We start from the raw sequence: 15,716 nt of genomic DNA on the forward strand, positions 1-15,716 counted from the left end.
CTCGTCTCCAGCAAGACCTGTACAAATTTGCACAATTGCGAATTTCCACCCGTGTCACAATCTTTGTCGGTCGGTAGCGAGAGAAGCAGTCAATTCCAGCAATGCTTCCCACCATTTTCCCCATCCGCCATAAACGATAAAAAAAATACACTTCAGGAGTCCTAGTTCGTGAAACTTACCAAACTAGCAGCGGCAATTGGCGCAGCGCTATATGCAGGCAGTCTTGCCGCGACTGTAGGATCGCCGCTCCCAAGCAACGGTTCCCCCCAAAAAATAGAGCAGGCCTCGACACCGTCTTCCGAGTGGCTGGCGCGCAAGCAAAAAATATCCCGCACAGCGGGCTCCAGGGTTGCGCAAAACAACGGTCTGAACACGCAACTGCAGCGTAAAAGCGCCACAAACCTCTTCCAGTGGGAACCCGGCTTAACCGGTGACCACACCTATATGATTCAGCTGTCCGATGCGCCGGTTGCCACTTACCAGGGCGGTACGGCGAACCTGCGCGCAACCAATCTGCGCAGCCAGAAGCAGCCCGTCGGCGTGGTGTCGTCCTCGAAAATCAACAAGTTGTTTGTACAGGGCGCAGAGCAAACCCCTGCGGTTAGCCAGTACCAGTCGTACTTGTACGGCAAGCAGGAAGCCGCCATTCGCGAGGCTTCCAACATACTGGGACGCCGCCTGAACGTGCACCGCCAGTTTACCGTGGCCTTTAACGGATTCTCGGTGAAGCTTACCCAGGAACAGGCGCAGAAAATGAGCCAGATCCCTGGCATTAGCAACGTGGTGCGTTCCAAAAATCGCCCATTCATGACCGACCAGGGGCCCGCCCATATCGGCGCCGAGAGCGCCTGGGCCGGGGTAAATACGCACGGCAATCTGCCCGTCAAGGGTGAGGGCGTGATCGTCGGCATCATCGATACCGGTGTGAATACCGATCACGAGGCCTTCGCCGATGTCGGTGGTGACGGTTACGACCACAGCAACCCCTGGGGGCAGGGCAATTACGTGGGCGACTGCGCGCTCGACGAATATGAGTCCATGTGTAATGACAAGCTGATCGGCGTGCGCAGCTACAGCATCATTACCGACTTTTTCTCGTCGCCAGAGGCACAGGCGCCCGACTGGCAACACTGGCAGCCGCTGAAGCAGATTCGCCCACCGGTGGGCGAGGATTACCAGGGCCACGGCTCTCATGTGGCCAGCACGGCCGCCGGCAACGTAATCTTTGACACTCCGATGCTGTACACGCAATTGGGCGATGGCGACGGCGCCGATACCGGCTTCCGCTTCGAGCGAGTTTCCGGTGTCGCGCCGCACGCGAACATCGTGTCGTATCAGGTTTGCTATCCCGGTGACAAGCCTGCCTACCAGGGTTGTCCGGAAGAAGCGCTGGTGGCAGGTATTGAAGATGCCATTGTCGACGGAGTTGATGTCATCAACTTCTCCATCGGCGGCGCCGAGAAACTGCCGTGGGAGGACCCGGTGGAAATGGCCTTCCTGAGTGCGCGCGAAGCCGGCATTCTGGTTGCCACGGCGGCCGGCAACTCCGGCACCGACGGTAACCAGGAGCTGCTCGGCTATATCGATCACTCCAGCCCGTGGCTGCTGAACGTGGCGGCCACTACCCATGGGCGCAACATGGCAACCAGCGACATCGCGCTGGAAAACCTCTCCGGCGGCGACGCCACCATCACGCCGCCGACCGTGACCGGCAAGGGTATCGGCGAAACCTTCAGCGGCTTTTTCAAGCTCGCTGCCAACCATGGCGATACCCGCTGCCTGGAACCCTTCCCGGCCGGAACCTTCACCGCCGATGATATCGTCGTGTGTGAGCGCGGTGACAATGCGCGGGTAGCCAAGGCGGCCAACGTGCAGGCCGGTGGTGCCGGCGGCATGGTGCTGTATAACACCACCAGTTATGGCACCGGCAGTGACCTTGTTGCCGATGTCTACCCCATCCCCACCATTCACATCGACTACAACAACTGGAGCGGTACTTACGCCAACAACTACATTGGTCTGCAGGACTGGCTGGCGAGCGGTAGCGACCATATGGGCACCATCACCGCGACCACCATTTCACGGGTGGTGGATCCTGCGGAAGCAGACAAGCTGGCGGCATTCTCCTCGCGCGGCCCCAGCAGCCAGACCCGGGAACACCTGATCCCGTCGGTGGCTGCGCCCGGTGTGGATATTTATGCGGCCTTCGCCGATGAGCACCCCTTCGACAGCCTGAGCCTGTCCAGTGACTACGCCTTCCTGAGCGGTACCTCCATGGCATCGCCCCATGTGGCGGGAGCCATGGCACTGATGCGCCAGGCCAAGCCGGACTGGACCGCCGCCGAGATCTCCTCCGCGCTGCAGATGACCGCCACGCCGGTGATCTTCAACGACAGCCTCTGGGGCGAAGACTGGCAGGACGCGGGCAACTACCGTGCCGGTTCCGGCCGCATCGATGTCGAGGCGGCGCTGGCGGCGGGCCTGGTCATGGATGAGACGGTGGAAAACTTCCACAATGCCAACCCTCAAAATGGCGGCGCGGTGCGCAACCTGAACCTGCCGGAACTGGTGAACATGCACTGTGAGCGGACCTGTAGCTGGGTGCGCACGGTGACGGCCACCAAAGACGGCACCTGGACCGCGACACCGGGCAAGGTGGTCAACTGGGCCACCCACCCCAGCAATCAGCACGAACAGGTCGGCATTGATATCGCCGTCAAACCCGCCAGCTTCACGCTCAAGGCCGGTGAGACCCAGTCTGTGGTGGTCACCGCGACGGTGACAGCCACTCAGGATGCCTTCGGCACCGCGGACGATATTGAACTGCACTCCGATGTGACATTCAGTTCCGACGACGGCGAAACGCCGAACGCCCAGTGGCCGCTGGTGTTCAATTTCTTCAAGGGCGAGATGCCGTCGATGCTCGACGTGGTCGCACACCGCAACCAGGGCAAACACACCATCAAGGACCTGCCGCTGAAGAAAATTGCCCAGGGCAGCTACCGCGCTTACGCGCCGGCGCTGGCCAGCAAGCAGACGCTGACACTGACGCAGGACAATGACACCACCATCCTGCTTGGCGACTATGGCATCCACAAGCAGATCTATCTTCCCGATTACTCTGCCACCATCGACGACCTCGATGACCTGACCAGTGAGCATGTACACGTGGAATGGCAGAGCGTGCCGTCGGGCGCCAAGCGCGTCTATGCGCGCGTGAGTGCCCTGTCCACTACGGCCAAGAACGCGTGGGAAGCCGGTGTGCCGGTCGTGAGCATGGGTAGAGACCTCAACAATGACGGTGAAATCCAGTTTATGGATGAAGTCATGTGTGTGTCTTACCACGAGGACTTCGACAACTTCTGTAACGTGGCCGACCCGGACGCCGGCAACTACTGGGTTGTGGTGGAAAATGCTTATAACTTCGGCCCCTGGGAACTGGAAGACACCATGGAGCTGACCATGGGCGTGGTAACCGGCGAGATTGCCGGCAACGTCACCGTATCCGGCCCCGCGTCAACCAATGGGCTGGAACCCGTTGATCTCGCGATTAACTGGGATATGGACATGGCCCAGGGCGACGAGTACCTGCTGGCCATCGACGTGGGCACCGACGCCAACAATGCCGGCAACCTGGGAATGACTTCGGTCAACCTGCTGCGCGGCGACAATGAGTGGACGGCCAGCGGTAGTCAGGATCGCGCCCGCGCCGGCGATATCGTCGACATCAAGCTGCACATGATGGAGAACGTCAGCGGTGCCGACCGCGCGTTTGAGATCAATGCCGTGATCCCCGAAGGGCTGACCCTGGTACCCGAATCCCTGAATCTGCCCTCTGGCTATGCCGAGCAACTGACCGTGGAAGACGGCAAGCTGCACCTGAAAGCCGAGCAGGCAGACACCAGCGAATGGGAACCGCGCTACGACTTCACCACAAATGCAACCGATGCCATGTGCCGGACGCCGGATTACGGCGACTATCCCACTGGTGGCAGCGCCAATGGTGGCTACGTCGATCTGGCACAGTATGGTCTCAACCCGATCCTGGGCGGCAACTGGAATGACCAGTCCTATCGCTTCGACTTCGCCTGGTTCTTTGGCAACGAGCACAAGGAGTACCTGCACTACAACAATGCGGATGCACCCTATAGCGCCTTTACCGTGTCCCCCATGGGCTACATCCAGCTGGACCAGATGCCGCTGTTCTTCCAGGACCACCGCCCGCTGCCATTCCAGGACTTCCCCGACAGCTTGATCGCGCCGTTCTGGAGAGGCAACCAGACCTTCTTTGACAACACCAGTCTTGGCGTCAACCTGGTGCAACGCCCCTGGGATCTGGACAGTCAGGAAGGCATCACCGTTGCCTATGCCGGCGACGAGCTGCTGATCGAGTACGACAATGCGGCAACCCAGCTGAAAACCTACGACCCGGAACTGGGCCGCAATGTCTACCTGAACCAGGGCGACAGCTACGATTTCGAAATGATTCTGAATATGGCTGCCCGCTTTGGCGATGGCGAGTACGAAATCATCATGGCCTACGACAACCTGGACTTCGCCTCACAGGGCGAACACGGTTCCATTGGCGTCAAGGGCTTTACCGGTCCGCGCGGTACCTATGGCCCCTACTCGGAGTACAAGGGCACCCAGTACGCGTATAACGACCTGATGTCCAAACTGTCTGACAACCTGGTGGTGTGTTACGACTACGTCGGGCCGGAATCCAGCCAGTTCGATATCACCTTCCAGGTACGCGTGGATGAGTCTGTAGCCGGTCAGGATCTGACCATCGCCACGCAGGCAAGCATCGATGGCGCGCAGCAAGTGGCTGATCACACCATCAGCGTGAACAGCAACCTGAGCCTGGGCGAGTTCAACGATATCACTGTGGATGAAAACGCGTCCTTCGACATCACGGTGGCCTACTCGGATGACGACAGTGGCAAAAACGTGATCTCCGTTTCCGGTGATCACATCTCCTATGTCGCTGACGATCACACCCCCGGCGCCGAGGTGACCATCACGCCGGAAGCCAACTGGCACGGTGAAACCCAGGTTACCGTTACCGTTGCCGACGCGCTCTACCCGACCGACAAGGTGAGCAAGTCTTTCCGTCTGACCGTGGTGAGTGACGGTGTGGAACCGGGTTGTACCGATTCGAATGCGACCAACTACGACGCCGGTGCAACCGAGGACGACGGCAGCTGTGCCTATCCGGAACCCGCTCCCGAGACCAAGCCCAAGAAGAAGAAATCCGGTGGCGCCACAGGAACTCTCCTGCTCGGCCTGCTGATGCTGCTGGGCCTTGGTCGCCGCTACCGCTTAACCGGCCGTCAACGCTAAGAACTCCATCCGTAAGGATGACATGACACAGCGGTGAATTTCGCGTTCACCAAGTGAAGCCCCGGCCGTAAGGCCGGGGCTTTTTTGTGTGCGAGAGATAACGCTGCATCCCCCGCATTAATCGCATACCATGACGAAAACGGACTTTCAGGGAATTCGTATGGCCGATAACAACCAATTTGCGCTGCTGGGCAGCCGCCGCTTTCTTCCCTTTTTCTGCACCCAGTTTCTCGGCGCCTTCAACGACAATGTGTTCAAAAATGCCTTGATCGTGATGATCGCTTTCCGCCTCGCGGCCAGCGAAGCCAACTTCCTGATCAATCTCGCCGCCGGGCTGTTTATCCTGCCGTTTTTCCTGTTTTCCGCCACCGCCGGCCAGATTGCCGACAAAACCGACAAGAGCATTCTTATCCGGCGTATCAAGCTCGCGGAAATCGGTATCGGCGCTTTCGGGGTCATCGCGCTGTTCAGCGGCAACAACTACCTGTGCCTGTTTGTACTTTTCCTGCTCGGCGTACAATCCGCATTCTTTGGCCCGGTGAAATACGCGATCCTGCCCCAGCACCTGCAGAAAACCGAGCTGGTGAGCGGCAACGCGCTGGTGGAGATGGGCACCTTTGTCTCCATCCTGCTCGGCACCATTGTCGGCGGCCTGCTGGCGGGGAAGACCGGCGAGGGCGAATCCGGGCTTTACTGGATCTCGGCCATCATCATGACCACTGCAGCCCTCGGCTACAGCGCCGCCCGCGCCATTCCCAGCGCCGCCGCCCCGGCACCGGAGCTGAAAATCAATTACAACCCGGTTTCCCAGACCAGCCGGATTCTCAAGGAAGCCGCGAAAACCCCTTCCGTGTTCTACGCGATCATCGGCATTTCCTGGTTCTGGCTGCTGGGCGCGGCCTATCTGACCCAGATCCCGAGCCTCACCCGCAATGTGCTCGGCGGCAGCGAGTCGCTGGTGACCCTGCTGCTGTGCTGTTTCACCATCGGTGTCGCCATCGGCTCACTGCTGTGTGGGCGCCTCTCCGCTGGTCGGGTCGAGCTGGGACTGGTTCCCATCGGTGCCGCCGGGCTGACGGTTTCGGGGTTGCTCCTGGCGAACGCCACCGGCAGTTTCACCCCGCCGGCAGAGATGACCATTTCCACGTTCTGGGGGGCCGCCGGTGCCTTCCCCATTCTGATCAACCTGACTCTGATCGGTATTTTCGGCGGTTTCTATATCGTGCCGCTGTACTCCATGATGCAGGAGCGCTCGGCGCCTGAAATCCGGGCGCGGATTATCGCGGTGAACAATGTACTGAATGCGCTGTTCATGGTGGTGGCCGCGGTAATGGGGATCGTGTTCCTGAACATGTTGGGCGCCACCATTCCCCAGTTTTTCCTGATCATCTCGCTGATGAACGCGGCCGTGGCGGTGTTCGTGTTTACCAAGGTGCCCGAGTTCGCCATGCGCCTGATGATCTGGTTGCTGTCGCACACCATGTACCGCGTTAAGCACCAGGGGCTGGAACAGATTCCTGCAGAAGGTGCGGCGATCATTGCCTGCAACCATGTGAGTTATGTAGATGCTCTGCTGCTGGCGGGTGCGGTGCGTCGCCCGATCCGCTTCATCATGTACAAGCCGATCTATGAAATCCCGGTGCTGCATTTCATCTTCAAGACCAGCCGGGCAATTCCCATCTGTTCCAAGGAAAAGGACCCGGAAGGTTACGCGAAGGCGTTTGCCGATATCGAACAGGGGCTGAAAGACGGCGACCTGCTGTGTATTTTCCCGGAGGGCCAGCTGACCAAGAACGGTGAGCTACAGCCGTTCAAGGCCGGTATCGAGAAAATCCTGCAACGCACACCGGTGCCGGTGATACCCATGGCACTGCGCGGGCTATGGGGCAGTTTCTTCAGTCACAAGGACGGCCATGCGTTCAGCACGCTGCCGAGAAGGTTCTGGTCAAAGGTGTGTGTAGTGGCAGGCCAGCCGCTGGAGGCTGCGGCAGTGAAAGCAGAACAACTGCAGGAAACCGTGCTGGGACTGCGCGGAGACCACCGATAAATCCGGCCGTGATAAATCAGAGCAGCGCGCTGCACCACTGCGCCAGCGGCCGCGCGAGCGGCAGCTGCCAGCGCGGTCCCCGGCCGAGTTCCAGGGACTCTTCCCAGGTATACACGGCGTTGATTGCCTTGTAGGCGAGCCAGGGTAGCGGCTCCGGCTCCCATCCACGCAACAGGCGGTTTGGATCCCCGCGCAACGCCCAGGGCATCGCCGTCAATTCCGATTCACGCCCCAGAATCAGGTCTGCGAGGGTGCGCCCGAACAGGTTCGACGCACCCACACCCTCCCCTCCATATCCCCCAGCCAACGCCAGGCCGCTGCGCTCATCAAACATCGCCGCCGGTCGCATCCTGCGGGAAAACGCCAGGTTTCCGCACCAGTGATGGCTGACCGCCACGCCCTGCAGGTCAGGGAAGAAATCCAGCATCAGTTGCTGCTGTGTGCGCAGTTCGTGATCGAGCAACTTCGCATCCCGGCGGATCTTGCCGCCGCGATCGTAGCTGCCGCGCGCGCCGAATAGCAGGCGGCCATCGGCACTGCGCTGCATATAGGAAACCAGCCGGCTGGCATCCGAGCAGACCAGGCGCCGGGAAAAGCCGATCGCCTGCCACTGCACCGGACTCAGTGGTTCGGTGGCGAGTACGCGGCTGACCACCGGGATTGCATGGCGTTTGAACGGGCTGCTCAGGGTATTGCTGAATCCTTCCAGGGCCGACACCACCACATCGGCATCGAGTCCGCCGCGTGCGGTCCGCACCCGTCCGGATTGGATTTCGGTCACCGGGCTCTGCTCGTAAATGGTCACCCCCAACCTTTCCACCGCATCCGCCAGACCGCGCACCAGCTTGGCGGGATGGATGGCGGCGACATGGCGGGCGTACATACCGCCGAGGGTGCCGCGAATATTGACGAGCCGTCGCGCCTCTTTGGCGTCGAGCCAGCAGTAGTCGTCGTCGGTGAAACCCAGAGCCCGGTAGTAATCCAGATACCGGCGCACGCGGGCGCGCTGCGCGGGAAACCGCGCCGCGCTCGCCAGCCAGCCCTCGCGGGCGAGGTCGCAGTGAATACCTTCTTGCAGGCAAACCCGCTCCACCTCGGCGACCATACCCGTCGCCAGCGCACGGGCGGCTGTTTTTTCCGCATGCGACAACGGTTTGAGGTAATCGCCGAGACCGGCGAATTCCCCCATCAGCCAACCGCCGTTGCGTCCGGAGGCACCGTAACCGGCAACCTCCTGCTCGACTACGGCAATGTTCAGTTGAGGGTTTTGTTGTTTGAGGTAATAGGCGGTCCACAGCCCGGTATAACCCGCACCGACGATGGCGACATCCACCTGACGTTCTGATGCCAGCATCGCGCGCGGGGTAATCTCGGTGCCGAGACTGTCAAACCAGTAACTCAGTTGGCGATAGTCATTCACAGAGCTGCTCACGGGTATCCGCTCAACCTACGTCAATGCCGTGCGCAAGCAGTTCATCGCGCATCGGCTGCAGTTGGGTTTCGTAGCGCCCCCAGCGGCCAATGGAACGCGTGTGTGCTGGCTCCCGCACTTGTGCCGCACTGGCGGTAGAGACCGCGGTTTGCTGGTTGTGAAACTCCAGGCAGGCATCCTCCCAGGGCAACTCCAGAAACTCGAGCAGGCGACGCGCGTTCGACGCCACATCGCGCGCGGTGTCCTCGTAGGCAATATCCAGGAAACGTCCGGGGAAGCGCGCGCGCCAGGTTTCCATCAGCTTGCGATAGCGCGCGTGATGCCGGGCCATTTCCCGCTGGTCGTAGGAATGCAGGTAGGCGTCCGCAAACAGTTGCTTGAAACTGGCAAAGCAGGCGTCCATCGGATTGCGGGTCAGGTGCACAATCTTGGCGTTGGGCAGCGCCTTCAGAATCAGCGGAACCAGCATGTAGTTCTGTGGCAGCTTGTCGACAAAACGCGGGGTTTCCCCGCGCACCTTTGCCACCGACTGCAAATAGAGCCCACCGAGTTTTGCCGTATCGATGTTGAGGGCCCCCTCGAACAGGCCGGCAGAAAAGCGTTTCGGATCGGTGTAACTGGTGAGGCGGCGCACCGCCAGGCCAAATTGCTGCAGCTCGCCCGCCGAGTGCACCTGGGAGTGCGCGGTGATGATGCGCTCGACCAGTGTGGTTCCAGTGCGCGGCTGACCCAGCACGAAAATGGGGGAGGCATCGGGGTTGCCTTCGGCCACGCTGTCAAACCACTCCCGGGTGTAATGGGACTGCAGAAAATCGAACGTGGCCTGCTCGGCCCTCTCATCAAATGCAACCGTTTCCCGACGGGCGCTGGCGCCCTGAGCAAACGCCTCGAACGCCGGCTCCCACTGCTGCAGGTCCTCAAGTTCCTTGCCGATGGCGTAGTAATAGAACGCCTGTGCCCGTGGCGGCATGTTGCTGCGCGCGAGCAATGTGCGCATTGCATCAATATGAGACGAGTCCTGCGCTTTGCGCGCGCCGGCAAGGGCCCAGTGCGCTTGGGGACTGTCATTTTGCTGCGCAATAATTTTCAGGAATACGTCTTCTGCTTCTTCCGTTTCACCGTGGTAAACCAGGTTGTTGGCATAGTTCAGCAGATAGGCGGGATGTTCGGGTTCCGAGCGCAGCGCGCGCTCAAAACAGCGCTTGGCTTCGTCGTAATACCCCATCATGGAGTACACGGTGCCGATCAGGTCGTTCACCGCCGCATCAGCTCCGGCGCAGCCCTCGGCGCGTTCCAGGGCATTGCCTGCCGCATTGAAATGCCCGTCGCGCATAAACAACTTGGCGATGTGAGCCCAGGCTGCGGGGTGGTCCTTTTGCAGTTTGACCACCGACTGGAAGGCGCTGAAGGCGATCTTGGGTTGCTGCGACTCAAGGGCGACCAGTCCCACCAGAAAATGGCCCTGCACCAGGTCAGGCTGGACCTTCAATACCGCCTGGCAGCATTTTGACGCGGTGTCGATATCGCCGCGCGACAGTGCTTGGAGGCCATTTGACAGGGTTTGTTGGAGAAATGCTTGTTTGCTCAACTGCCGGTCGTTCATCACTGTGATCCCCTTACTGCAACGGACACTATACGTCGGCGCGCCAGACAAATAAAAAGAGGGACAAATAAAAAAGCGGTAGCGGCGAGCCGCTACCGCTTTTCATTCAGGAGATCGCTTGCTTAGTCGAAATCCATTCCGAAACGTATACCGAAGGTCCGTGGGCGCTTGGGACCGAAGAAATGCGACGGCAGAATGCCTCCGTTGTTGTTCTGACCGTCCCAGGTAAATTCATTGGTCAGGTTTTCAACGTAGGCGTCAACCCGCCAGTTGCTGTTTGACTCGTAACCCACCCGCAGGGCGACATCCTGGTAGGCATCGATCTTGGTGGTCTCGAGACCTTCCCAGCCGCCACCGCGCTCGCTTTCCCAGAAAGTTTCCAGGCTGGCGGTGAGGATGCCGTCGCCATAGGGAAAGTGCGCATCCAGCACCAGGGATCCGGCGAATTCCGGCGCCCAGAACAGGGAGCTGCCCTCACAGCCGTCCGCATCTTCCAGTCCACAGATGTCCTGCAGCTTGTTGGCCTCACTGTCCAGCCAGCCTAATGAAAACATCACATTGAAGTGATCGTTCAGCTCGGCGGTAATCGACGATTCGATACCGAAGCTGTCCACTTCACCGACGTTCTTCACGATGGATGCACCACCATCGTAGGTGACCACCTGCAGGTCGGTGTAGTTGTACATAAAGCCGGTGATATCGAACAGGGCGCGGCCACCAAACAGGGTGCTCTTGTAGCCGGCTTCAAAGGAGTCAATTTCTTCCGGGTCAAACACGTTCGGGCCGAAGCCGTCCGCCTGGGTCAGCTCGGTGTTGCCAATGGCGGGGTCACCGGCGGCATTGCTGGCCAGGTTGAAGCTGCCAAAACCACCGGACTTGAAGCCCTCCGTATAGCTGACGTAGTAGGTGTCCTCATTATTCGGCTGGTAGGTGAGCATCGCGCGCGAGGTGAGCTTGTCCCAGGACTCGCTGCCGCGGATAAAACCATCGGTGGAGAAACCGTAAGCCCAGTAAGGGCCAAGTTCGCTGTCCGGGGTGGGCACGCTGATGGCGAAGTCCTTGTCGTCCCGGGTATAGCGCATACCCAGGCCGAGGGTAAGGGTATCGGTCAGCGCGTAATCCATGTTCACGTAGGAGGCCCAGCCGGAGTAGGAACCGCGAATATGGCCGGTCTCGGTCAGCTTGCCATCCGCCGCCGGACTCCAGGCGTAACCGTAATAGGCGTACAGGTCGGAACAGCCGGTGAAGCCGTTGCCGGGATAGTAGTAGTTGCCGTAGTAGGCACACATAAAATCTTCATCGCCGCGGAACAGGAACTTCGCGTCGATCTCTTCCTTGTAGTAGGAAGCACCGGCATACCAGGACAGCGGGCCATCGGTGGTGGAAGTGACACGCACTTCCTGCTGGAAGTAATCGCCGGTCTGATCCATGCCGAAGTCGTTCACGTTCAGCGGTGTACCGTCGTAGTCCTCGGTATAGAAGTAATCGTGGTCCTTGTAACCGGTGTTCGAGGTCAGGGTAAATTTGTCGAACTCGTAATCGACATGCACACCCAGGGTAAGCACATCCGAATCGTCGGCATCGCCGCTGTAGCGATCCACATCCACATCGCCCTTGCGCGGATTGCCCCCCATCATCGGGTCGCCGATGGAATCGACGAACGCTTCCCAGATATCGCCCTCTTCGATCGCCCGGTAAACGGAACCGGACTGTTCGCGCGTCTCGTATTCCGCCATGGTATGGACGGTCAGGGCGTCCTTCTCATAGGTGGTGGAAAAGCGCAGCGCCTGCTTGGAGTGGGCGATCAGGTCTTCGGAACCGGGGTAGGCATTGTTGACGAAACCGTCTTCTTGCGAGGTGTAGCCGGCGAGACGCACGGCGAAATTATCGCTCACGCCGATGTTAGCCGCGCCTTCGGTTGCGAAGCGACCGTACTGGCCGACATCGGTTTCAAAGTAACCACTCACGCCGTCTTTCAGCTCGGCCTTGCGGGTGTGGACACTGAAAGCACCGCCAATGGAGTTGCGGCCAAACAGAAAGCCCTGCGGGCCGCGCAGGATTTCCGCGCGATCCATATCGTACAGGCTGGTTACCGCGGAACCGTTACGCCCCTCGTAGAGGTCGTTCTTGAAGAAGGCTGCTGAGGGGTCACCGCCGACACCGAAGTCCTGGGTGCGGATACCGCGCACGCTGATGGCATCGATAAAACTGTCCTGGCTGTTGCCGGTGACACCGGGCGTAAAGGACACCAGGTCTTTCACATCATTCAGGTTTACTTTCTGGGTGAAGTCGCCGGAGAGCGCGGTAATGGCCAGCGGCACATCCTGCACCGACTCTTCGCGTTTGCTCGCGGTGACCGTCACCTCCTCGATCTCGAGCACCTGCGCCGCGGCGGGCAGTGCCAGTGCCGAGGTCAGAACGGCAGCGGTCACTGCGGAGGCCAGTTGGTTTTTCTTCAGAAACGGAGCGCTGGAAGCCAGCTCTCCCGAACGACGATTGGTCATTGGGTTCCCTTTGCTTTTTTTATGATCAAGGCGGTACCAGTACAGTCAGCAGGTACATTAATCTGCCACGCAGAGCAGATAAAGCATCTTCAGTGACGCCAAGTCACAATTGACGTTGATTATTGCGCCAATAGCGGCCCGGCTCCCCGTATGGGAGGCCATATAACTGCGCTGCAAACTTGATGCCAACAAAAGGGAAATCGTGCCATTTTTGCCGTGCGTCAGGCTTTGAGCAAAAAGGTGAATTGGGTGGTTTGCACCAGCCAAAAGTAAAACACCCCGCTGGGTGCGGGGTGTTTTTGCTGGGAAATGCAGAGCAAATCCCGACCGTTAGCCGTGGAGGATCAGAGAGCGGCCAGCGCTGCCTCGTAATCCGGCTCGCTGGCCACTTCCGCCACCTGTTCGGTGTAGGTGACCTTGCCGCTTTCATCGATCACCACCACCGCGCGGGACAGCAGGCCTTTCAGCGGGCCGGTTTCGAACGCCACGCCGTAATCGCCACCGAAGCTGGAGCGGAAAGTAGAGCCGAGCTTCACATTGGCAATGCCTTCCGCACCACAGAAGCGGGTCATGGCAAAAGGCAGGTCCGCGGACACACAGACCACCACGGTATTTTCCAGTGATGCGACTTTCTCGTTAAACGTGCGCACGGACATGGCACAAGTGGGCGTATCCACCGACGGGAAAATATTCAATACCACGTACTTGCCGGCGAGATCCGACAGGTTGAGTTCGGACAGGTCGCCCTGCACCAGAGTGAATGCCGGCGCCTGGCTGCCGACCGCAGGCAAATCGCCAACCGTGGTGATGGGGTTACCTTTCAGAGTGATAGTGGCCATTGTGCATTCCTTGACGTTCAGAATTGTGAAGTTTGCGTCGAAAGTGCCCGCAGCATGACGACGCAAGAGGGCAAAGTCAATTTACCCACAGGTAACAAAAAACCCCGCAAAATGCGGGGTTTTGAGCGTTACAGGATAGTTCCAGATCAGTGTTCCGTGGATACCCGACCGAAATCGCCGTCCATTTCCGTCGCCAGAAATGACATCACTACCCAGGCCGCCACATTCTGTTTGAGGTTTTCCGGGTCCACCTTGTCCAGGGTGTCGTTGGGCGTGTGGTGGTAATCGAAGTAATCGGTACCGTCCTGGTGCAGGGTCATGGCCGGTACGCCCTGCGCCACGAACACACTACCGTCCGGGCCACCGGACGCCTTGTTGTCACCGCGCTTGATGCCGAGCGGCGCCAACAGCTGCATCATCTGGTCCGCTATGGCGAACTTGCTCTCGGGGATGCGGGTGTCAAAGCGCCAGATTTTGCCGGCGCCGAAATCGGACTCGGAAACCATGATGATCTTTTCCAGATCATTGGCGTGGGCGTCCACATACTGTTTCGCGCCAACCAGACCGATCTCCTCGGCACCGAACAGCACCACCCGCAGGGTGCGACGGGGACGCTGGGGCAGCTCGGCGATCAGGCGCGCGGTTTCCATCACCACCGCCACGCCAGCGCCATCGTCCAGCGCACCGGTGCCCTCATCCCAGCTGTCCAGGTGGGCACCAATAATCACCACTTCTTCCGGCTTCTCGCGGCCGACCACTTCACCAATCACGTTGAAGGACGGGCCATCGGCCAGCGCTTCGTTGTGCACATTCAGTTTCACCTGCACCGGCTTGCCGCGCTTCAGCATGGCCTCCAGCAGGTTGGCGTCCGGTGCGGACAGCGCCAGTGCGGGCACCGGGTTTTCCACGCCGTCTACCGACATCATGCCGGTGTGGGCGAAACGGTCCGAGTCGGTACCCACAGAGCGCAGCAACAGCGCCGCGGCGCCCTTCTCTGCCGCCGCGCGCATGCCCTTGCTGCGGCCGGCCGCTGCCGGGCCGTAGCCCTCACCGGTGCGAGCCCGTTCCATGCGCTTGTTGATAAACGCGATCTTGCCCTTCACTTTGCGCGCCGGCGCTTTCAGCAGCGCGTCCACATCGGCAAACTCCACGATTTCCGCGGTGAGCCCACCTTCCGGAGTGGATGCACCGTAACCCAGGGAGGTCACCACCAGCGGCTGCGGAAAAGGCGCGGTAACTTCTGCATGAGCGTGACCGCGGGCCCAGCGCTTGACGTCGATCTGCTCGGTATAGACCCGGTCAAATCCCAGGTCTTTCATTTTCTGCTGCGCCCAGGCCACCGCGCGCTCGTCGCCCTTGGTGCCGGCGCGGCGCGGCCCCACTTCCACGGTGAGGGACTCTACGTGGCTGTAGGCATCGGAAGATTCCAGCGCGCGATCCCGCAGCACTTCCGCCACGGAGATATCTTCCTGCTTCAGGGCTGTAGCCTGTGCCGACATCACCAGCAGTGCGGCTGCCAGCCCCCCGGTAAAATTCATCAGTGGCTTTAACATGACTTCTCCAGTTACAGCGCTTTGGGTATTTATGGAAATTATTCAGTTTCATCCTGCGGTGGCAGCGCCAGCAATCGCTCGCGCACATCCCGCAGTTGTTGCAGGCCGGTCTCGGTAAACAGATAGGGCGGCTTGCCGGTGTACTCTTCTTCTTCGATCTGCAGGCACTCGAGGCGGAGCTGCTCCAGTGGCGGGTCGTGGCGCATCGGATAACTGATCAGCACCCGCCACTCGTTGTCATCTGCCTGCCCGACAATCACATCTTCCAGACCGCGCTGGAACTGCTCGCGCTCCATGCGAAAGCGCGGTGTGCGCATATGCATCATGCCCCAGAAAATCAGGGCGAACACCGCGAAGGACAGGCAGAGCGTAATTGCGATATTCACTACTGCCCT

8 protein-coding genes are annotated in these 15,716 nt (G+C 59.9%); 2 read left to right on the plus strand and 6 right to left on the minus strand.

The genetic code is table 11. The features are described from left to right. Nucleotides 1-444: 444 nt before the first annotated feature. Complete coding sequence (locus R5R33_RS05830) at nt 445-5,343, plus strand: S8 family serine peptidase (protein ID WP_318955104.1); 4,899 nt, start codon at nt 445-447, stop codon at nt 5,341-5,343. A 160-nt stretch (nt 5,344-5,503) separates the two neighbouring features. Further along, on the plus strand, nt 5,504-7,390 hold the full coding sequence (locus tag R5R33_RS05835; RefSeq protein WP_318955105.1) for an MFS transporter: 1,887 nt from the start codon (nt 5,504-5,506) through the stop codon (nt 7,388-7,390). A 16-nt stretch (nt 7,391-7,406) separates the two neighbouring features. Here R5R33_RS05835 and R5R33_RS05840 read toward each other — a convergent pair whose 3' ends face one another. From R5R33_RS05840 to R5R33_RS05865, 6 genes are all read right to left on the minus strand, one after another. Next, a complete protein-coding gene (locus R5R33_RS05840) occupies nt 7,407-8,822 on the minus strand; it encodes an NAD(P)/FAD-dependent oxidoreductase (RefSeq protein ID WP_318955106.1) in 1,416 nt (471 codons plus the stop codon). A gap of 10 nt (nt 8,823-8,832) precedes the next feature. Further along, on the minus strand, nt 8,833-10,425 hold the full coding sequence (locus R5R33_RS05845; protein ID WP_318955107.1) for a tetratricopeptide repeat-containing sulfotransferase family protein: 1,593 nt from the start codon (nt 10,423-10,425) through the stop codon (nt 8,833-8,835). Nucleotides 10,426-10,547: 122 nt separating this feature from the next. Then, entirely contained in the window at nt 10,548-12,929 is a 2,382-nt protein-coding gene (locus R5R33_RS05850) for a TonB-dependent receptor (RefSeq protein WP_318955108.1), read from the minus strand. Nucleotides 12,930-13,273: 344 nt separating this feature from the next. After that, nucleotides 13,274-13,768 carry a thiol peroxidase gene (gene tpx / locus R5R33_RS05855; protein WP_318955109.1) on the minus strand — a complete coding sequence of 165 codons (495 nt, stop codon included), beginning with the start codon at nt 13,766-13,768 and terminating at the stop codon, nt 13,274-13,276. Nucleotides 13,769-13,914: 146 nt separating this feature from the next. Then, the gene (locus R5R33_RS05860) at nt 13,915-15,321 is read right to left on the minus strand and encodes a M20/M25/M40 family metallo-hydrolase (protein ID WP_318955110.1); all 1,407 of its coding nucleotides are present in this window, start codon (nt 15,319-15,321) and stop codon (nt 13,915-13,917) included. A 38-nt stretch (nt 15,322-15,359) separates the two neighbouring features. After that, nucleotides 15,360-15,707 (minus strand): hypothetical protein, encoded by a 348-nt coding sequence (locus tag R5R33_RS05865; protein ID WP_318955111.1) that lies wholly within the window; start codon nt 15,705-15,707, stop codon nt 15,360-15,362. Between the last annotated feature and the right edge of the window lie 9 nt (nt 15,708-15,716).

The sequence above is a fragment of the Microbulbifer pacificus genome, assembly GCF_033723955.1.
In the GTDB taxonomy this organism is placed as follows: domain Bacteria; phylum Pseudomonadota; class Gammaproteobacteria; order Pseudomonadales; family Cellvibrionaceae; genus Microbulbifer; species Microbulbifer pacificus.

What these genes read in the sequence shown, in the direction of transcription:
- R5R33_RS05830 (WP_318955104.1), top strand. Translation starts at nt 445, where the DNA reads ATGATTCAGCTGTCCGATGCGCCGGTTGCCACTTACCAGGGCGGTACG.
- R5R33_RS05835 (WP_318955105.1), top strand. Translation starts at nt 5,504, where the DNA reads ATGGCCGATAACAACCAATTTGCGCTGCTGGGCAGCCGCCGCTTTCTT.
- R5R33_RS05845 (WP_318955107.1), bottom strand. Translation starts at nt 10,425, where the DNA reads ATGAACGACCGGCAGTTGAGCAAACAAGCATTTCTCCAACAAACCCTG.
- R5R33_RS05850 (WP_318955108.1), bottom strand. Translation starts at nt 12,929, where the DNA reads ATGACCAATCGTCGTTCGGGAGAGCTGGCTTCCAGCGCTCCGTTTCTG.
- tpx (WP_318955109.1), bottom strand. Translation starts at nt 13,768, where the DNA reads ATGGCCACTATCACTCTGAAAGGTAACCCCATCACCACGGTTGGCGAT.
- R5R33_RS05860 (WP_318955110.1), bottom strand. Translation starts at nt 15,321, where the DNA reads ATGTTAAAGCCACTGATGAATTTTACCGGGGGGCTGGCAGCCGCACTG.